Raw genomic sequence first — 18,505 nt, 5'->3', positions numbered from 1 at the left:
AAATTTAATTAAATTTTATTTTTCTAACTATTTTTATTTTTTAATCCGCCTTGCCAGTTTCGTCTTTTTTCAGGAAATAATCCTAAAATAACCGTTATACCAGCAACAACTACGTAATACACACTCATAGCAACTAGTCCACTAGCCCCTAAAATAGTTCCTAAACTAAATACTAAAGCTGCTAAAACTAAACCCAAAGCAAAAGGTAAAAGTGTCGCTAAAATCATAAATTTCCAACTATTTGATTGAAGTTTTACAACAACCATTGCAGCGATACATGGCGGGGATAAAAGCATAAATATTATAATAGCAACCGCGTGAAGTGGAGTATATCCACTTCCAACTCTTATCATCTCCTCAGGTCTTGAACTATCAGCTTTTCCAGTTTCGTAAATACTTCCAACAGTTGCCACGGCTGATTCTCTTGCGGCAAATGAAGCTAAAAATGCAACATTTATTTTCCAGTCAAATCCTGCAAATTTGCTAATTGGCTCTATTGCTCTTCCTGCCATTCCTAAAAGCGAGTTTTCTATACTTAATGCTTTTTGCTCTCTTAAAATTTTATTTCTTGCTTTTGACAAGTTTCTAAGTTCTTTGTTTATAGTTTTTTCATCTTTGCTTTCTGGCTTTATAATGGTGTAAAAAAACTCATTTTTAGCTTTAAATTTTTCATCTATGTCTTTACCACCTGCCATTTTTTTAGCTCTATAGCTATCATAATAGTTTAATAGCTCAGATACTTCTTTTCTATTTTTTAAATTTTCATACTGCTTGGTTTTTGAAATTTTCTTATCAAATTTTGCAAGTACATCTTGTTCTTGTTTTAAAAACTGTTCTTTTGCCTCCTTGCCAACTCCAGGAAATTGTAAAAGCGCAAATAAAACTATCGCAACTGCTAAAACAACTGTGCAAACTTTTTTAATATAAACCCAAACTCTCTCGCAAGCTCTTCCAATAACACCTTTTATTGTCGGTAAATGATATGTAGGTAACTCCATAACAAAAGGAGCTGTTTCTCTGGTTTTTAAAATAGTTGAAGTTAAAAGCCTTGCAAAAATCAAAGCCGTAAAAACTGTAATTGTTGAGATATAAAACATCATAAGCCCCATTTTAGTAGGGAAAAATGCCCCAAGTAAAAGTGTGTAAAATGGTACTTTTGATAAACAGTTCATCAAAGGAACTGTAAAAATAGTAGCAAGTCTAGCTCTTTCATCTGCTATGCCTTTTGTGCTCATAAGACCAGGAACAGCACATCCTCCAACAAATGCACCACCTAAAACAAGAGGCAATGTGCTTTGTCCATGAAGTCCAAATTTTCTAAAAACTCTATCAAGTATAAAAGCCATCCTAGGCATATATCCAACATCTTCTAAAATTGCAATTAATGCAAATAAAATAAAAAATATTGGCAAGTAATTAAGTAAAGCATTCATACTATTTACTATCCAAAGTGCAAAGTCTGAAATAAGATGAGTTTGTGTGATATCTGCTGCTGGAGTTATGTCAATTACAAAATTTTTAATACTAGCAAGAAGTGGCCAAGTATAATTTGTAATCTCATAACCTTTTACTATGGAAAGCTCATAAATAGCTATAATTATGAGAAGCAAAATCGGAAAAGAAAGCCATCTATTTAAAACTACTTTATCTATTTTTTCAGTTAAAGTTATTTTGCCCTCATTTGTCTGCTTTACAGTATCAGAAAAAACAATTTGAGCTGAATCATACCTAAAAGAGGCCAAAAAACTTTCTATATTTAAATTATGTTCTTTTTGAAACTCATCTATTTTAAGACCTACGAAACCCTCAAAATCTTCGTTTTTATCTCTTACAATATCAAAAACTACGCTATCATTTTCAAGAGCTTTTATAGCAAGCCATCTTTTAGAGGCGTTATATTCACCATTAATAGCGTTTTCTACTTCATTAATAATAGGCTCAAGCTCTTCGTAGTTTAGTTTAAATTCACTGTATTTATAGTTTTTATGACTTATATTATAAATCGTTTCTAAAATTTCATCTTTTCCTATTTTTTTAGTTCCACTTGCTAAAACCACAGGACATCCAAGCATTTTAGAAAGCTTATCTTTATCTATGATAATCCCTCTTTTTTGCGCTATATCAGCCATATTTAAAACAACCATAACAGGTTTTGCAATTTCTAAAAGTTGAAAAGTAAGATATAAATTTCTTTTTAAATTTGAAGCATCTAAAATATTAATTATTAAATCAGGGTTTTCTTCAATAACTGCTCTTTTTGCAACTTTTTCTTCCAAAGAATAAGAACTAAATGAATAAGTTCCTGGAAGATCGACCATCTCAATATCTAAATCCTTATATGAAAAAAAGCCTGATTTTTTATCAACAGTAACACCAGGATAATTTGCAATATGTTGGCGAATGCCACTAAGCATGCTAAAAATTGTAGATTTTCCGCAGTTTGGCTGACCTGCTACTGCAATTTTTATATTCATACTTCTTCGACCTCGATTAGCCTTGCCTCACTACTTCTTAGAGTTATTAAATAGTTATGAATTTTAAGTTCTATTGGATCATTTAAAGGTGCTTTTCTTATAACTTCTGTTGTTACTCCATTTACGAACCCCATATCAAGAAGCTTTAAAAAAACTTTTCCCTTTGCATTAATGTTTTTAATTTTATATTGTCTATTTTTTAGCGCATCAAATAAATTCATCTTTTCTCCGTTATCATTATAAAAACATTTTGATAGTAGAAATCATTGTTTATATTTGGCTTTCATTATATCTTTTAAGGACTTAAAAAAATATAAATAATTGATAAATATTAATGATAATTTTTATTAAAATGATATTTTTAGCAAGCCTGAGTTTTATTTTAAAAAATAGCTATAAACTTATGAAAATTTCACGCTTTTATAGTTTATGTTTTCTTCAAACTCACTAAGTCTTTTATGGATGCTTCTTAATTCTGTTATGGTTGTCCAGTTATCTATAAACACGCTAAAACTTTCCCTAACTTGTGAAAAAGCATTGCTTACTTGAACTAAAATACCAAGAGTTATAAGACCTGTAAAAAGCCCTGCTCCCATTATCATATATGGAACTATTACCATAAATTGGGAAAATGAAATAAGCCATATATTAAAATAACCATAATGTAAAAAAAGTTTATAATAGTTTTTTTGCAAAGCCCTAAAAAGTCCTCTTGCAACTTTTTCATCAGCATAATTTAGCTTATCATCTTCTGCATAAACAAGCTCCTTTCTAAAAGCTGCTTCTGCTTTTTGATTATTGTATTCAAGCCCTGGAAGTTTAATACCAACAAACCATGATATAACAAGCCCTCCAAGACTTATGCTAAGAGCTACCCAAACAAGACTTCCTGGAATGTCTTTTAAATATGGAAGTGGAACTTTATCACTTAAAGCCCATAAAATAGGCGTAAATGCGATTAATGTCATAAAAGCTCTTACAACCCTAACGCCTAAATCTTCTATGATTTTAGCAAATCTATAAATATCTTCTTGCATTCTTTGAGAACTTCCCTCGATATCTTTATGGCACTCTTTCCACTGGTGAATATATGAAAAAGTTATGGCTTCTCTCCATCTAAAAGCCCAATGACTAGCAAAAAAAGATGTAATTGTGTAAGTAATGACATAAGGCATTGCAATATATAAAAATCGCCAAATTTCTTTCCAAAAATCATTAATATTATAATCTTTTATATTTTGCAACATATCATAAAAGTCTTTATACCAATTATTTATTGCAACATTTAGCTGAGTTTGTAAAACCAAAGAACAAAGTATAAACATAACCCCACCATAGGCCCAAAGACGCCATTTTTTATCACAAAAAAAAGATCTAAACATTTATCTCCCAAATTTAGATGAAATTGTAAAATAAATTTGAAATTCTAAATCAAATTTATAAATTTATTATAAATTACTTATTTTTGTTATTTTTAATTTTGAAATAGCCGTTTTATCCATAGCTAAAACTTCATAAATGCAGTTTTTATCACTTATTTTATCTCCAACTACAGGGAGTTTTCCAATTAGATTAAAGGCATATCCACCAATTGTATTTTCCTCTATATCATCGTCAAACTTAACCCCCATAATGTCTTCAACATCCTCAATATAGCTTCTTCCTATAAACTCATAGCTATCATCATTTAACTTTTTAAAAGTTGTGATATTATCATCGTGTTCATCGCTGATATCGCCTAAAATTTCCTCGATTATATCTTCCATGGTAATAAGTCCAGATGTTCCACCATACTCATCAATTACAAGTGCTGCAGAAATTCTTTCTTTATTCATCATCGGCAAAATTTTAGCAATTGAAGTATTTTCTGAAACAATTATAATTTTTCTAACTATTTTATTAAAATCTTTTTCTTTGTTTTGTAAAATCAAATCTCTTATATGTATCATTCCTAAAACATTATCTTTACTTCCATCAATGTATGGAAATCTTGTAAAGCCGGAATTTACAACGATTTTAAAATTCTCTTCAAAGCTAAGTTGTTTATTTAGACAAATCATATCTTTTCTTGGAGTCATAACTTCTTTTGCAACTGTATCACCAAAATCAACCGCATTTTGAATAATATCATTTTCAAATGAGTCTAGCACTCCTACTTTTAGGCTTTCTCCTGCAATGATCTTAATCTCTTCTTCTGAATGAGCTATTTCATTTTCACTTGCAGGTTTTATGCCAATTATATTTAAAATAGTTTTAGCCAAAATATCAAAAATTTTTATAAAAGGTAAAAATAAAAGCCAAAATGCATGAAGTGGTTTTGCTACAAAAAGTACAATTTTTTCAGTTTTTGCTATAGCAACTGACTTTGGCACAAGCTCACCTAAAACAACATGAAAAAGCGTAATAAAAGTAAAAGAAATTCCAACTGCAATTGTGTGAAGTGCTATATCATTTACACTAAAAAACTCTTTTATAGGAGATTCTATAAGTCTTACAACAGCAGGTTCTCCAATCCAACCAAGTGCAAGTGAACTTAGCGTAATTCCAAGTTGAGTGGCACTTAAATAAGTATCAAGGGAATTTGTGATTTTTAAAGCAAGTTTTGCATTTGGGACATTTTCATGGATAAGCTCTTCAAGCTTACTTTTTCTAACTTTAACAATTGAAAACTCAGAGAGCACAAAAAAAGCATTTAAAAATATAAAAACAAATGCTAAAAATAGCATAAAAGTGGAATGATCCGTATCCAAAATGGTTTTCCTTTAATTTTAAAATGTGAAATTATACCTAAAATTTGAGTTATTTTAGGTAAATTTCTTTTTTGTAAATTTAAATGTTTAAAAAATATTCTATGATTTTTCTTTTATCTATTTTATTTGAAGCGTTTTTATATAAATTTTCTTCAAGCAAAGCCAAAATTTCATCTATAAATTTAGAAGTTTTGATATACGGTAGAAGTAAATCAAATAACTCTTTATCGCTCTTTGCAGCTTTTAGTTTTTCTATGATTGGTTTTTGTTTTTTTTCTTTTTTAAAGTTAATTTTTGAAAATAAAATCATAGAAATAATACCTAAAATAAATCCCAAAATAAAAGTTAAAATTAAATATTTTTTACTAGTTTTAGTATTTAAATTTGATAAATTTTCATCTTTTATTTCGTTTAAATTATCACTTTTTAGCTCATCTGAAACTAAAATTTTAGGTGAGTTTTGAGTTTGAGATGAGTGTTGCAAATTTGAGTTTAAAACTTCTATTTTTATCTCTTGTGAAGAGATTGTTTTTGTAGCGTTTAAGTCTTTATCAAAATAACTAAAATCTATAGCTGGAATTGTAAAATTTCCATCACCCACAATAGCAAATTTTTGTAAAAACTCACCACCATACAAACCATTATTTAAGTAATTTTTAATCTCTGGATTATTTGGATAAATCAATGCATTATCTATCTTTAAATCAAACTTTTTTATATCTTCTATGTTTCCATCGCCATTAATTTTTAGTGTTAAATTAACTGGCTCATTTGCATTTACTTTTGTTTTATCCACAGTCGCATCAATGCTAAATTTACCAAAATTTTGAACATTGCCAGGAAGAGGCAAAACTTCTAAATTTAAAGAATTTGAAATAGTATCTTTCCACTTTATATTTCCAAAAAATGAGCTAAAAAATGGATCGCTAAATTGATCTTTTTGTGTATTTCCAAAATAAGCTTTTAATGGAGATATTTCATAACTTCCAGCTTGTTGTGGAAAAAGTAAAAAAGATATTGTTTGCGTTATATAGCCATTTTCGCTGCTATTTTTTACATCATTTAACTGTTTTACTAAAAAATGCTCTATCTTTGGAAACTCATAATCAAATTTATCAAATTTTACATCTGCTCTTATCTTAAAAACAACATCAAGCTTTAAATAATCACCCAAAATAAGCTTGTTTTTATTAGTTTTTAGCTCAACCATAAACTCATCACCAGTTTTATTTGGAGTTTGCTTTACAACTTCTAAATTTGCAGGTTCTGTTTTATAAAGTTTTCCATCAACTAAAACTTCAAAGCTTGGAATTTCAATACTTTTTAAAGGCTTAAAAGCATAAATTTTAGAAACAGTTTTGCTTTTAGCTCCGTTTATAATGCTAATATTTTGCGAACTTGAAGTTCCTAAAATAGCATATCCACCAACCTCATCAATATCTGGAAATTTAACTCTATTTCCATCGGCAATTATGCTAAATTGCGCTAAATTTCCCTCATAAACAACAGGCGTATCAAGAGTTAAACTAACTTTTGAAAAAGCCAAATTTATAAATAGTGTAAAAATTAAAAATACTCTACCAAGGTTTAACATTTTTATCCTCACTTTTATGATTTTTTTCACCTATAGGCATTAAAAAAGTTCCGATATTTCTATGCTCTAAAGCTTTTTGCCATTTTGCTTCTTCCATATCGCTGATTGGTTTTATATCTGCTGGAATTTCATCTATTTTATCATCTTTTTTATTTTCAACTTGCTTACCAACATTTTGGTTTTCTTTATTTTCATCTTCTCTTTGCTCATCTTTTTTTTGATCATTTGCAATACTTTTTTGCGCTATATTACTGTTTTCGTTTTGTCTGTTTTCTTGGCTTTCATTACTTTGTTCATTTTCTTGTTTGTTTTTATTTTCTTGCTTTTCATTGTTTTGCTCAATTTCTTGATTGTTTTTATCTTCTTGATTTTCATTTGATTTATTATCATTTTGCTTGTCGTTTTGTTGCTCGTTTTTTTCACTATTTTGTTTATCACTGTTTTGCTGATTTTTGTTTTGCTCGTTTTCATCTTTGGAATTTTGATTGTTTTGTTCGCTATTGTTTTGATTGTTTTGTTCTTTGTTTTTATCACTGTTTTGGTTACTATTTTGATTTTTATCTTGATTTTGCTCTTTATTGTTATCACTATTTTGGTTATTTTGAGTTTTGTTTTGATCTTTTATTTTTTCAACAAGTTCTAAATTAAACCTTGTGTCATTATCATCTTTTATCTCTAAAGCTTTTTTAAAAGACAAAATAGATTTGTTAAAATCGTGTAAATTTGCATACGTGTTGCCTAAATTATACAATCTCTCAAAACTTAAATTATCATCTTTTACATCTTTAAAATTTTGCAAAGACTCACTGAAATTTCCATCTTCATAGTTTGCCACACCTTCGTTATATTTTGCTTTTGGCAAATTTAAACTTTTATAAATTTCAGCAGCTGTTTTATAATCTCCTAAATTATAACTTTCTTTTGCTTTTAAAACACTAGAAAACTCAGGGTATTTATAAAATAAAATCAATACAATTCCTAAAATTGATAAAATAAAACCTATATAATATCTCACGCTTTTCTCCTAAAAGGCAAGGAAAAATTTGCCATAAAAAATAAAACTATCGACAAACAAAGAGGATAATAAAAAAGCTCTTTTTGGTCTTTTATAACCTCATCTTTATCGCTACTATTTTTAAATTTAGCACTAATTAGTGAATTTAAAGCTTTCATATCATCGTTATTTAGTGAGCTTTGCATATACGCACCACCTGTTTTTAAAGCTAAATCTTTAATGTTTTGATTTGCTTTTAAAAGTACAACATCATTATTTGGTGCTTTAAAAAGTCCACCTTTATTTGTTGCTGTTAGATAAACAAACACGCTTATTTTATTTTCTTTAGCAAATTTAATTTCTTTACTAAATTCTTCATTATCCCCACCATCACTAAATAAAACCAAAATTTTATTTTTCTCATCCTTAAAAAGAGTATCAACTGATCTTAAAAGTGAATAAATATTTGTTCCTTGTAAATTTAAATTTGAAAAATTTAAATTTGAAATAAGATATTTTAATGAGCTAAAATCACTTGTTAAAGGCGATATCATAAAAGCTTCATTGCTAAATCCAACAACTCCTAAACGCTTATCCATCGCATTATCCAAAAAACTATAAATTTTATTTTTAGCAAATTCAAAACGGTTTGGAAAAAGATCATCAACTCTCATTGAATTTGATATATCAAGTGCTATAACTGCATTTATATAACTTTGTTTTATTTTTATTTCACCATTTGTAATAACTGGTCTAGCAAGAGAAATAATGCCAAAAATAAGGCTAAAAATCAAAATATAAGCTCTTAATCTTTTTGAAAAGCCACTTTTTTTAATATAAATTTCTTCCATTACTTCTTTTGAAAAAATTGCTTTTAAACTTCTACTTTTTCTAACTAAAAAAATAAATATAAATGGGATTATTAACAAATATAAAACTTCTAAATATAAAAACTCAAACATTTATTTTCCTATTGTCATATAAAAATAAAACCACGATTAAAAAAAGTCCAAAACCTAAAAAGTAAAAATAAAAATAAGTTTTTTTAATAAATTTTTGTGATTCTATCTCGCTTTTTTCAAGCTTATCTATCTCATCATAAATTTGTTTTAAGCCACTGCTTGAATTTGATGAATAGTACTTTCCACCTGTTTCTTGCGCGATATATCTTAAAACATCTGGATTAAAATCCCCAGCCCTTCCAACACCAACCGTATAGACTTTGATATTATATTTTTGAGCTGTTTTTATAGCTACATCAAGTGGAATTGTTCCTGCGTTATCAATACCATCAGTTGGTAAAATTATAATTTTATTTTTGGAATTGCTATCTTTAAATAAATTTGAAGTTAAAAAAAGTCCTTCATAAAGTGCAGTTTTGTTTAATCCAACCATACCAAGTTTTATCTTTTCAAGCAGTCTTTTTATACTTGCTTTATCATAAGTTAAAGGAATAGCTGTGTAAGCAAAATCAGCAAAAACATTTAAAGCCAAGGCATCATCTTTTCTTTTATCTATAAAATCATTTAATATGTCCTTAACAATTTCAAATTTATTTCCCTCACTCATAGAACCACTTGCATCAAGCATTAAAGCTATTTCATATCCTTGTGAGTTTGATGATTTTATCTCATCTTTTTTTATAGGACTTGCAAGAGCTGTGCTTAATAATAAAATTAAAAGAAATTTTAAAATTTCTTTTAAAATAGTTCTATTTTTTGTCGCATTTTTAAGCATTTTTATGTTTGAGAAATAAAAGGCTTCTTTTTTTTGCTTGCAAAATTTTAAAAAAATAAGATAAATAAAAGGAATTAAAAAAGCCCATAAATTTTCAAACTCAATCATTTTATGTCCTTAGGCTTTAAACTTTTAATCAAAGTTAAAATTTCACTTTTTAAATTTTTATCAAGAGTTGGAGTATTTTTTTTATATTTATAAATTTCAAGTTTTTTATTGATTTCATTAAATTTATTTCTGTTATTTTCATCTAAAAAATATGGAAAGTTTTGACTAAATTTATAAATACTTTCTTTTTCATTTTTAAAATCAATGCTTTTTAACTCATTAAATGCCAACTCTTTTTTAGATATTTTTTTTATTTTTTTATATCTTGGCATAAAAATTATTTTAAAAAGACAAAAAATTGCAATTATTAATAAAAATAAAATTAAAAAAATCCACGGATATAAAAAGCTTAAATCAATTTCGCTAATACCTTTAATATCTTTTAACTCTTTTAAAAGATCAAATTCTTGCATTTTAACGCCTTGCTATTTGTATGAGCTTTGAAAGTGGCTCATCGTTTGTATAAATTTTGCCAAAAGAAACTTTATTTTGTAAAAAATGTTCTTTTAATTTTTCATCATGTATTTTTAAAAGTTTTTTATATCTTTTAATAGAAATTTCATCCAAATTTGCTTCAAATTTATCTCCATTAAATGGATTTATCAAATCAACATCATTTAAAGTTGTCAAATTTTCTTCAAAAAAATCTCTTAAAACAACCGCGTAAACATCATTTTGATATGATATTTCACTTAAATCAATCTCTTCTAAAAAATCACTTATTAAAAAAACAGCAGCTTTTCTTTTAATGACACTATTTAAAAACTCACTCAATTTTTTAAAATCAATCTCCTTTTTAAAAGTATTTAGATTTAAAATATCTTTTGTTATTTCATAGATTTCATTTTCATCACTAACTGGCTCATAAAAAAGCTCAGGTTTATTACTAAAAACAACTGGGAAAAGCAAATTTTTACCCATAGTTGTCGCAAGAGACAAAAGTGCAAAAATCTCTGCTGCAAGATCTAGTTTAAGCCTACTTGAGCCAAATTTTAAACTACTACTTAAGGCCAAAACTACAACAACATTCATCTGTTTTGTTTCATTAAAAACATTTGCTTTTAACTCACCACTTTTTGCACTAGCTTTATAGTTAATACGCCTTAAATCCTCATTTTCATACTCTTTAATCTCTCTAAAATCAAGCCCATCACCTTTTATCAAGCTTTCATAAAGACCAAAGTTTGAGTTAAAGACATTTTTTTTGGCTTTTATAAAAATTTCTTTTGCACGATTCATTTATTTATGGTGCCTTTATAGTGTTTAGGATTTTTTCTATTATAATATCTGGCGTTATATCTTTTGCTTTTGCTTTATAATTTAACATTATTCTATGTCTTAAAACACCTTTTAAAACAGCTGCAATATCAAGTGGAGTTACATAGTCTTTACCGTTTATCATCGCATAGGCTGCACTTGATTTGTATAAATCAATACTTGCTCTTGGGCTTGCACCAAATTCCAAAAATTCACCAATTTGAGATAAACCATATTCACTAGGTTTTCTTGTAGCAAAAATAAGCTTTATCATATATTTTTTAACTTCCTCATCAAAATGAATTTTTTTAAGTTCATTTTTTAAATTTAAAATTTCATCTTTTGAGGCAACTTGATTTATATTTTCAAAACCTTTTACAACAACTCTATTTACTATTTCAAGCTCTTCATCATAAGTGTTATAATCAACTAAAATTTTCATTAAAAATCTATCAAGCTGAGCTTCAGGAAGCTTATAAGCACCTTCTTGCTCAATTGGGTTTTGTGTAGCCATAACCAAAAAAGGCTCATCAAGTTTAAATGAATTATCGCCAATTGTAATTTGCTTTTCTTGCATAACTTCTAAAAGTGCAGATTGAACTTTTGAAGGAGCTCTATTTATCTCATCAGCAAGAAGCAAGTTTGTAAAAGCGGGTCCTTTTTTAAGATAAAACTCACCAGTTTTTACATTATAAACTTCAGTTCCTATAATATCACTTGGAAGAAGATCAGGTGTAAATTGAACTCTTTTAAACCTTATGCCAAGACTTTTTGCTAGTGCATTTATAGCCGTTGTTTTTGCTAAACCTGGAACTCCCTCAACCAAAATATGACCGTTTGAAATAAGACCTATAAGTAAAGCATTAATAAGTTCATCTTGACCAACAACCACCTTACTTACTTCTTTTTTTATATCTTGTAAGATCATAATCCACCTTATATTATTTTTTAGTGAAATTATAATGGTTATTGATTAATGATTTTTATATATTTTTAAAATATGATAAAATTTATTTATTTAATACTTCTTTAACTCTTGAAAAAGTATCATTTAAAGATAGGCTCAGTCTTATTATGCTATCTTCGTTGGCTTTTAAAGAGTGCTTAACCATAGAATCAAGAGCTATCATATCAAACTGGCTTAAAATAACTTTTTCATTATCAACGCCAAACTCGATACTACCTTTTAAAACCTGAACTTTTATAGGGCTTGGAGCAAAATGCTCCTTCATAAAGCTGTTTTTTGCCATACTAAGACAAATTTCTTTTGAAAATTTATCTTCATATAAAAGCTTAGCATTAACACCATCAAATTCAGTTTTGTTAAATTTATAAATCTGCATTACAATATCCTTTTTTAAATTTATAGGATATTATAACTTTTATTTTGTTGTAGTTGTTGATTTAAGTCAATAAAAGAGTTATAACTCTTTTATTTTTGATTATTTTCTAAGCTCTTTAATTTTTGCAGCTTTACCTCTTCTATCTCTTAAATAGAATAGTTTTGCTCTTCTAACTTTTCCATGTCTTAAAACTTTTATCTCTTCGAGGTTTTCACCATAAAGTGGGAAAATTCTCTCAACACCGACGTTATTTGCACCGATTTTGCGGATTATAAAAGTCTTGCCTGTTCCAGTTCCTCTTTTAGCTATGCAAATACCCTCAAAGTTTTGAATTCTTGTTTTTTCACCTTCAGTAATTCTTATAGCAACTCTTAAAGTATCGCCCGCACGAAATTCAGGAATACTTCTTTTAGAAATTTGAGCTTCTTCAAAAGCTTGTATATATTTATTTCTCATGATTGTCCTTTAAGTCAGGGCGAAAATAGTTTGTCTTTAATCTCGCCATTTGATTTTTTAAAGCTGATATTTTACCGTGATTTCCCTTTAAAAACTCTGAAGGCACAGGTAAATTTTCAAAAATATTTGGTTTTGTAAAAGATGGTGCTTCTAAAAGTGAATTTTCAAAACTTTCAACTTCAAGTGAATTGGCATTTCCTAAAACTCCATTTATGTTTCTACAAATTGCATCACACATACATAAAGCTCCAAGTTCTCCGCCTGTCATGATAAAATCTCCAATACAAAATACCTCATTTACATATTTTTCTATAACTCTTTCATCTATACCTTCATAACGTCCGCAAATAAAAGTAATATTATCTTTTTTTGAAAGTCTTTTTGCATCTTTTTGAGTAAATTTTTTGCCAACTGGAGTTAGGTAAATTATATGAGTGTTGGGATTTTTATTTTTTACATTTAAAATTGTATCACTTAATGGCTGGATGCCCATTAAAAGTCCAGCTCCACCACCTATCATATAATCATCAACTTTTTTATGCTTGTCTTTACTAAAATCTCTTGGATTTATAAAACTAACTTCAAAAAGATTTTTATCCAAAGCTCTTTTTAGTATAGAATCATCAAAATAAGGTTTTATAAGATTTTCAAAAAGAGTTATAAAGTTAAATTTCATGACTCTTTTAAAATAAGTTTTGCATTTTTTGTAAAAATTTGTTTTGTTTGGATTGAAATTTTATCTAAATATTCATCAATATATGGAACAAAAAAGTTTTTTGTAAATCCTTGGCTCACTAACTTTTCATCAGTTTTTATCTCAAATAAAAAATTTGCTCCAACTTCTAAAATATCCACAACTTTTCCTAAGGTTTCACCGTTTTCTATAACTTCAAGACCTATTATATCAAAGTAGAAATACTCATCTTTTTTTAATTTACAATTTTTTCTAGTAGCTTCAATGCTTTGATAAAGAAATTTATTTACCAAATTTGAAGCAAGCTCTATACTTTCATAATCTTTAAAAATTACTTGTGAGCTAGCACTATTGTAAGATAAAATTTCAAGTATGGTGCCATCACTTAAAAAAAATTTAGCATTTTTTTTAAATTGTGAGACAAAGTCGCTCTTATTATGTAGTTTTAAAGCTCCTCTTAGTCCTATAGTTTTACCAATTTTGGCGACTGTAAGAAGCTCACTCATAAAACTACTCTTCTAGGGCTTTTACACTAAATTTATAAGAAGCTGCATCTTTAGCTTTATAGCCAAGAACAACAGTTCTTATGGCGTTTATCATTTGACCATTTTTACCTATGAGTTTTCCAGTATCAGTTTTATCTGCGTAAATGATAATTTCATAAAAATTATCATCAATTTTTACTTTTTCTATTTTTATTTTTTCTGGATACTCGCATATAAGTAAAGCATATTGTCTGATAAATTCTTCAACCATTTCTAGCTCTATTTGGTTATTCTCTCTACACGTTCACTAAGTTTTGCTCCAACGCTTTTCCAATACTGTAATCTTTCAGCGTCAAATTTAACAACTTCAGGATTTGCCATAGGATCATAATAACCAATGCTCTCTATATATCCACCATCTCTTCTTTTTCTACTATCTGTTACAACTATACGATAAAATGGTCTTTTTTTACGACCTATTTTTGTTAGTCTTACAACTGTTGCCATATTTTTTCTCCTTGTTAATTTTAATATAAGCTTTATTATAAATAAAAGATTTATTCATAATAAAACTTTCCGAGAAATTATCCCGGAAATTTTTGTCCGCCTTGCATTAAAGATGCCATTCCGCGAATGCCACCTTTATTTGTAAGTTTTTTTGCTAGTTTTGAGGCATTTGTAAATTGCTTTATAAATTTATTAACTTCCATCTGTGTTAGGCCAGCTCCTGCAGCAATTCTTCTTTTTCTTGAATTATTTAACAAATCTGGATTTTCTCTTTCTTTTGGTGTCATAGAACTAATCATAGCTTTTATATGAATTATTTCTTTTGAATTTTCTAAATCCATATCGCCTATTTTTTCAGCTAAATTTCCCATTCCTGGAAGCATTCCAATTAAACTTTTCATATTTCCAAGTTTTTTAACACTTTCAAGCTGACTTACAAAGTCATTAAATGTAAATTTCCCTTTTTTAATTTTTTTGGTTATATCTTTTACATCTTTTTCATTAAAAACAGCACTTGTTTTTTCAACTAAAGTAGCAAGATCGCCCTCGCCCATGATTCTTCCGACAATTCTATCAGGTATAAAGCCCTCTATATCAGCTACTTTTTCGCCTGTTCCAACAAATCTTAAAGGAACTCCGATTTGATGAGCTATACCAATAGCTACTCCGCCTTTTGTATCAGCATCAAATTTACTTAAAATAACCCCTGTTATTCCAAGTTCTTTATTAAATGTATCAGCTGTTCTAACGCCATCTTGTCCACTCATAGCATCTGCTACATAAAAAATTTCATCTGGATTTATGGCGTTTTTAACATCTTTTAACTCGCTCATTAAAGCTTCATCTATTGCAAGTCTTCCTGCAGTATCTACAAAAAGCACATCATAAAGCTCTTTTTTAGCTTTTTGCAAAGCCTCTTTTGCAACTTTAACAGGGTCTTTTTCATTTTCAATATAAAAAAGATCTATTTCATTTGCCTCGCAAAGTTGTTTTAACTGTTCAACTGCAGCAAGTCTTTGTAAGTCTGCAGCAGCTATTAATACTTTTTTATTTTTTTGTTTTAGGTTATTTGCAAGTTTGACAGTTGATGTTGTTTTACCACCACCTTGAAGTCCACTCATAAGAACAACTGTTGGTGGCTTGCTTGAATAAACAAATCCTTGATTTCCTGGAGCTGTTAAAATATCTGTTAAATTCTTTTTAATTGAGTCTAAAAACTGCTTTTGCCCGATGCCATTTTCTTTTAAATCATCTTCTATCATAGCAACAAAATCTTTTGTTACTTTATGATGAACATCTGATTTTAAAAGTGCTTTTCTAAGCGTTACAAGGGCATTTTTAAGCGCCTTTTCATCATCAACAATTCTAAGCTTATTTACAGCTGATCTAAGTGATTCACCTATTTGTACAAACACATCTAACCTTTTAAAATATAATCAAAGGGCTTATTTTACAATAAACTTTCTTAAATTTGCTTAAAATTTCATATCTTTTGAAATCTCAAAACCAAACTCGTTAAAACTATTATCAAGCGGAGCTACAAAAGAATATCCTAAAATTTCAGTTTTATATGAGTGTAAAAAAAGTCTTTTTGAGCTTAGTTTTGCATACTTTTCATCGCCAATTACAGCGTGATCATAAGCAGCTAAATGCACTCTTATTTGGTGAGTTCTGCCTGTTTTAATCTCTATTTTAACAAGTGATTTTTTACCACTTACCATAAATGGATAAACTGTAGTAAGAGCGGTTTTTCCATTATCTGAAATTTTAGAAAATGCTTCATTTCTACCTTTTGAATTATTATTTTTTATAGTTAAAATTTTATCATTAATTTCTATTTTTTCACTAACGACACCACTTACAATCGCAATATATGTTTTTTTTACATTTAAATTTTTAAACTCTTGTATGGCTTTTTGTCTAAATTCCTCATTTTTAGCTAAGAGTATAACACCGCTTGTTTCTTTATCAAGTCTATTAATAAGTGGAAATTTATATTTTTTTTCAATATCTGAGCTATTTATAAACTCAGGTTTATTTATAGCCAAAATATTTTCATCTTCAAAAATAATAGTTGGTTTTTTTAATTTTGTTACTTTAAATTTTGCACTTGTATTAACTAACCCTCTTGCTAAAATTATTTTCTTGCCACTTAAATAAACTAAACCGCTATCAATCAAGTTCTTAGCTTCATTGTTTGAGATATTTTCTTGCAAAGCTAAAAGTTTATATGCTTTTTCAACAGCCATTTTGTTCCTTTATTTTTATTTTTATCAAATTTTCTATGCTTTGTAAATCGGCTTTATTTTTAATCATTGTTTTACTCAAATTTAAACTTAATAACTCATTTAAATTTGATAAATCACTAAAATTTACACCATCAACTAGTTCAAACAAGGCCTTTTGGTTATGATAAAAATAACCATTTATTAAAGGCTTATTAAATTGAGCTATTTCTATTGGATTATGTCCGCCAATACCGTCTATAAAGCTTCCTCCAAGTATAACAACATCACTTATTTTATAAAAATTTATAACTTCGTTCATTGTATCAAGCAATATAATGTTTGATTTAAAACCTAAATTTTGTGAAAATTTTTCAAATTTTAGATTAAATTTTTTAGCAAAATCTTCACAAATTTTAGCTACTTTACAAAATCTTTCAGGATGCCTTGGTGCGATTATAAATTTTTGATTTTTATTTGGCGTTATATTATTTAAAATAAGTTCTTCCTCGCCATCATGAGTACTTGCAATGGTTACTAAAAACTCACTAAATTTTGGATAGTCTTTGCTTGCTAGTTTAAAATTTGCACTTTTTATATTTCCAACAACTTCTATGTTTTTTGCTCCCAAATTTAAAAGTCTAGTTTTATCAAGCTTGCTTTGAGCTAATACTAAATCAATGTATTTAAAAATTTCTTTATAATAGAATTTAAATTTTTCATATCTTTTATATGATCTATCGCTAATTCTTGCGTTTAAAAGTATCACATAAGAACCATTTTTTTTAGCAGTTTTTACCAAATTCAACCAAAGCTCAGCCTCAAAAACAACTAAAACTTTACTTTTTGTAAGCCAAAAAGGTATAAAACATTCAAATGGTAAAAATCTTGTATTTTCATTTAGGCTTTTTGCCTTTTCAAAACCTGTTGCAGTCGTCGTTGTAAATGAAAAGCTTTCAAATTTTAAAGCTAGAATCTCGAGAGCTGAAATTTCCCCAAAACTGCAAGCGTGAAAATGCACATCAACTTTTTTTAGTGGAGGATTTTTATATAGAAAAAATCTTGCGGGAAGGCTTTTTTTATACTTTTTTTTAAATGAAAAAACCAATATAAAAGGAGTTAAAAAAAGCCAAATAAAAAAAGAAAATAAGTTATAAAACACTATTTTTCTTCGTCATTAAAATCTTTATAAAGTATTCTTCCACAATTTGGACAAGTTACAATTTCATCAGATCTTATAACATTACTATAAGTTTTATCATTTATATGCATAAAACAGCCATAACATGCTTGTTTTTTAACCTTTGCAACAGCTGTATTTCCTGCCCATTTTCTAATTTTTTCATAAAAAGAGATGATTTTTTGATCCATTTTTTTTACAAGTTTATCCTTTTCAAGATAAAATTTTTCTCTTTGGCTTTCTATGTTTTTTAACTCATCTTCTGTATTTTTTTGAATATTTTCAAACTCATCTTTTAGTGTTTTTTCTTTGTCTAAAAGCTCATTTTGGTTTGATTTTTTATTTTCCATCAAATTTTCAAGTCTTTCTATCTCATCATTTGCAGAACTTAACTGATCTTTTGTAAGCTCTTCTTCAAGTTGAAGTGATTTTAACTCTTTTTCGGTTTTTATAGCTGAGTGTTTTTTACTACCTGCTTTTAGTTGTGAGTTTAAATCTTTTATATGATTGTCAGTTTTTTCTATCTCATCAGCTAAATCTTCTATCTCTTTATTTGAATTTTCAACTTCTTTTTGAACTTCTGTAATTTCATTTTGTTTATCATTAAGCTCTTTTTGGATAGCTGCGATTTTTGGTGAAAAACCATCAATATTTTTATCGAAATTTGATAGCTGTATTAATTGTTCTAAATTTTTGTTCAT

At 27.9% G+C, this 18,505-nt stretch carries 21 protein-coding genes; all 21 read right to left on the bottom strand.

From position 1 onward, the window contains the following. Nucleotides 1-23: 23 nt before the first annotated feature. Nucleotides 24-2,474, bottom strand: coding sequence for a ferrous iron transport protein B (feoB, locus tag CURT_RS02080; RefSeq protein WP_018712344.1), 2,451 nt, complete (start codon nucleotides 2,472-2,474; stop codon nucleotides 24-26). After that, the gene (locus CURT_RS02075; protein ID WP_018712345.1) at nucleotides 2,471-2,695 is read right to left on the bottom strand and encodes a FeoA family protein; all 225 of its coding nucleotides are present in this window, start codon (nucleotides 2,693-2,695) and stop codon (nucleotides 2,471-2,473) included. Before CURT_RS02075 ends, feoB begins: the two co-directional genes overlap by 4 nt. A gap of 180 nt (nucleotides 2,696-2,875) precedes the next feature. Continuing rightward, nucleotides 2,876-3,856, bottom strand: coding sequence for a putative transporter (locus CURT_RS02070; protein ID WP_018712346.1), 981 nt, complete (start codon nucleotides 3,854-3,856; stop codon nucleotides 2,876-2,878). A 66-nt stretch (nucleotides 3,857-3,922) separates the two neighbouring features. Next, nucleotides 3,923-5,200 carry a hemolysin family protein gene (locus CURT_RS02065; protein ID WP_018712347.1) on the bottom strand — a complete coding sequence of 426 codons (1,278 nt, stop codon included), beginning with the start codon at nucleotides 5,198-5,200 and terminating at the stop codon, nucleotides 3,923-3,925. A 103-nt stretch (nucleotides 5,201-5,303) separates the two neighbouring features. After that, on the bottom strand, nucleotides 5,304-6,818 hold the full coding sequence (locus tag CURT_RS02060; protein WP_018712348.1) for a BatD family protein: 1,515 nt from the start codon (nucleotides 6,816-6,818) through the stop codon (nucleotides 5,304-5,306). Further along, nucleotides 6,802-7,833 carry a tetratricopeptide repeat protein gene (locus CURT_RS02055; RefSeq protein WP_018712349.1) on the bottom strand — a complete coding sequence of 344 codons (1,032 nt, stop codon included), beginning with the start codon at nucleotides 7,831-7,833 and terminating at the stop codon, nucleotides 6,802-6,804. The genes CURT_RS02060 and CURT_RS02055 overlap by 17 nt, the downstream gene beginning before the upstream one ends. Continuing rightward, complete coding sequence (locus CURT_RS02050; protein WP_018712350.1) at nucleotides 7,830-8,774, bottom strand: vWA domain-containing protein; 945 nt, start codon at nucleotides 8,772-8,774, stop codon at nucleotides 7,830-7,832. Before CURT_RS02050 ends, CURT_RS02055 begins: the two co-directional genes overlap by 4 nt. Next, nucleotides 8,767-9,657 (bottom strand): vWA domain-containing protein, encoded by an 891-nt coding sequence (locus CURT_RS02045; RefSeq protein WP_018712351.1) that lies wholly within the window; start codon nucleotides 9,655-9,657, stop codon nucleotides 8,767-8,769. The genes CURT_RS02050 and CURT_RS02045 overlap by 8 nt, the downstream gene beginning before the upstream one ends. Next, nucleotides 9,654-10,070, bottom strand: a complete 417-nt coding sequence (locus CURT_RS02040; RefSeq protein ID WP_018712352.1) for a hypothetical protein — start codon at nucleotides 10,068-10,070, stop codon at nucleotides 9,654-9,656. The genes CURT_RS02045 and CURT_RS02040 overlap by 4 nt, the downstream gene beginning before the upstream one ends. A 1-nt stretch (nucleotide 10,071) precedes the next feature. After that, a complete protein-coding gene (locus CURT_RS02035; protein WP_018712353.1) occupies nucleotides 10,072-10,896 on the bottom strand; it encodes a DUF58 domain-containing protein in 825 nt (274 codons plus the stop codon). 4 nt (nucleotides 10,897-10,900) lie between these two features. Next, nucleotides 10,901-11,842: an AAA family ATPase gene (locus CURT_RS02030; protein WP_018712354.1), complete on the bottom strand. Its 942-nt coding sequence runs from the start codon at nucleotides 11,840-11,842 to the stop codon at nucleotides 10,901-10,903. An 82-nt stretch (nucleotides 11,843-11,924) separates the two neighbouring features. Beyond that, nucleotides 11,925-12,257, bottom strand: a complete 333-nt coding sequence (locus CURT_RS02025) for a cupin domain-containing protein (RefSeq protein WP_018712355.1) — start codon at nucleotides 12,255-12,257, stop codon at nucleotides 11,925-11,927. 99 nt (nucleotides 12,258-12,356) lie between these two features. Then, nucleotides 12,357-12,713 carry a 50S ribosomal protein L19 gene (gene rplS / locus CURT_RS02020; protein ID WP_018712356.1) on the bottom strand — a complete coding sequence of 119 codons (357 nt, stop codon included), beginning with the start codon at nucleotides 12,711-12,713 and terminating at the stop codon, nucleotides 12,357-12,359. Beyond that, a complete protein-coding gene (gene trmD / locus CURT_RS02015) occupies nucleotides 12,703-13,389 on the bottom strand; it encodes a tRNA (guanosine(37)-N1)-methyltransferase TrmD (RefSeq protein ID WP_018712357.1) in 687 nt (228 codons plus the stop codon). The genes rplS and trmD overlap by 11 nt, the downstream gene beginning before the upstream one ends. Further along, entirely contained in the window at nucleotides 13,386-13,913 is a 528-nt protein-coding gene (rimM, locus tag CURT_RS02010; protein ID WP_018712358.1) for a ribosome maturation factor RimM, read from the bottom strand. Before rimM ends, trmD begins: the two co-directional genes overlap by 4 nt. A 4-nt stretch (nucleotides 13,914-13,917) precedes the next feature. Then, on the bottom strand, nucleotides 13,918-14,163 hold the full coding sequence (locus CURT_RS02005; RefSeq protein WP_018712359.1) for a KH domain-containing protein: 246 nt from the start codon (nucleotides 14,161-14,163) through the stop codon (nucleotides 13,918-13,920). 8 nt (nucleotides 14,164-14,171) lie between these two features. Next, entirely contained in the window at nucleotides 14,172-14,399 is a 228-nt protein-coding gene (rpsP, locus tag CURT_RS02000; RefSeq protein WP_018712360.1) for a 30S ribosomal protein S16, read from the bottom strand. A 77-nt stretch (nucleotides 14,400-14,476) separates the two neighbouring features. Next, nucleotides 14,477-15,814 carry a signal recognition particle protein gene (gene ffh / locus CURT_RS01995; RefSeq protein WP_018712361.1) on the bottom strand — a complete coding sequence of 446 codons (1,338 nt, stop codon included), beginning with the start codon at nucleotides 15,812-15,814 and terminating at the stop codon, nucleotides 14,477-14,479. A 60-nt stretch (nucleotides 15,815-15,874) separates the two neighbouring features. Then, complete coding sequence (locus tag CURT_RS01990) at nucleotides 15,875-16,648, bottom strand: pseudouridine synthase family protein (protein WP_018712362.1); 774 nt, start codon at nucleotides 16,646-16,648, stop codon at nucleotides 15,875-15,877. Then, the gene (waaA, locus tag CURT_RS01985; protein ID WP_018712363.1) at nucleotides 16,638-17,786 is read right to left on the bottom strand and encodes a lipid IV(A) 3-deoxy-D-manno-octulosonic acid transferase; all 1,149 of its coding nucleotides are present in this window, start codon (nucleotides 17,784-17,786) and stop codon (nucleotides 16,638-16,640) included. Before waaA ends, CURT_RS01990 begins: the two co-directional genes overlap by 11 nt. Further along, nucleotides 17,786-18,505, bottom strand: coding sequence for a zinc ribbon domain-containing protein (locus tag CURT_RS01980; protein WP_018712364.1), 720 nt, complete (start codon nucleotides 18,503-18,505; stop codon nucleotides 17,786-17,788). The genes waaA and CURT_RS01980 overlap by 1 nt, the downstream gene beginning before the upstream one ends.

The sequence above is a fragment of the Campylobacter ureolyticus genome, assembly GCF_013372225.1.
Lineage (GTDB): Bacteria > Campylobacterota > Campylobacteria > Campylobacterales > Campylobacteraceae > Campylobacter_B > Campylobacter_B ureolyticus.
Note: the sequence above shows the minus strand (reverse complement) of the source record. Positions and strands in the feature narration are given on the sequence as shown.

What these genes read in the sequence shown, in the direction of transcription:
- feoB (WP_018712344.1), bottom strand. Translation starts at nt 2,474, where the DNA reads ATGAATATAAAAATTGCAGTAGCAGGTCAGCCAAACTGCGGAAAATCT.
- CURT_RS02075 (WP_018712345.1), bottom strand. Translation starts at nt 2,695, where the DNA reads ATGAATTTATTTGATGCGCTAAAAAATAGACAATATAAAATTAAAAAC.
- CURT_RS02070 (WP_018712346.1), bottom strand. Translation starts at nt 3,856, where the DNA reads ATGTTTAGATCTTTTTTTTGTGATAAAAAATGGCGTCTTTGGGCCTAT.
- CURT_RS02065 (WP_018712347.1), bottom strand. Translation starts at nt 5,200, where the DNA reads ATGCTATTTTTAGCATTTGTTTTTATATTTTTAAATGCTTTTTTTGTG.
- CURT_RS02060 (WP_018712348.1), bottom strand. Translation starts at nt 6,818, where the DNA reads ATGTTAAACCTTGGTAGAGTATTTTTAATTTTTACACTATTTATAAAT.
- CURT_RS02050 (WP_018712350.1), bottom strand. Translation starts at nt 8,774, where the DNA reads ATGTTTGAGTTTTTATATTTAGAAGTTTTATATTTGTTAATAATCCCA.
- CURT_RS02045 (WP_018712351.1), bottom strand. Translation starts at nt 9,657, where the DNA reads ATGATTGAGTTTGAAAATTTATGGGCTTTTTTAATTCCTTTTATTTAT.
- CURT_RS02040 (WP_018712352.1), bottom strand. Translation starts at nt 10,070, where the DNA reads ATGCAAGAATTTGATCTTTTAAAAGAGTTAAAAGATATTAAAGGTATT.
- CURT_RS02035 (WP_018712353.1), bottom strand. Translation starts at nt 10,896, where the DNA reads ATGAATCGTGCAAAAGAAATTTTTATAAAAGCCAAAAAAAATGTCTTT.
- CURT_RS02030 (WP_018712354.1), bottom strand. Translation starts at nt 11,842, where the DNA reads ATGATCTTACAAGATATAAAAAAAGAAGTAAGTAAGGTGGTTGTTGGT.
- CURT_RS02025 (WP_018712355.1), bottom strand. Translation starts at nt 12,257, where the DNA reads ATGCAGATTTATAAATTTAACAAAACTGAATTTGATGGTGTTAATGCT.
- rplS (WP_018712356.1), bottom strand. Translation starts at nt 12,713, where the DNA reads ATGAGAAATAAATATATACAAGCTTTTGAAGAAGCTCAAATTTCTAAA.
- trmD (WP_018712357.1), bottom strand. Translation starts at nt 13,389, where the DNA reads ATGAAATTTAACTTTATAACTCTTTTTGAAAATCTTATAAAACCTTAT.
- rimM (WP_018712358.1), bottom strand. Translation starts at nt 13,913, where the DNA reads ATGAGTGAGCTTCTTACAGTCGCCAAAATTGGTAAAACTATAGGACTA.
- CURT_RS02005 (WP_018712359.1), bottom strand. Translation starts at nt 14,163, where the DNA reads ATGGTTGAAGAATTTATCAGACAATATGCTTTACTTATATGCGAGTAT.
- rpsP (WP_018712360.1), bottom strand. Translation starts at nt 14,399, where the DNA reads ATGGCAACAGTTGTAAGACTAACAAAAATAGGTCGTAAAAAAAGACCA.
- CURT_RS01990 (WP_018712362.1), bottom strand. Translation starts at nt 16,648, where the DNA reads ATGGCTGTTGAAAAAGCATATAAACTTTTAGCTTTGCAAGAAAATATC.
- CURT_RS01980 (WP_018712364.1), bottom strand. Translation starts at nt 18,505, where the DNA reads ATGAACAAAAATTTAGAACAATTAATACAGCTATCAAATTTCGATAAA.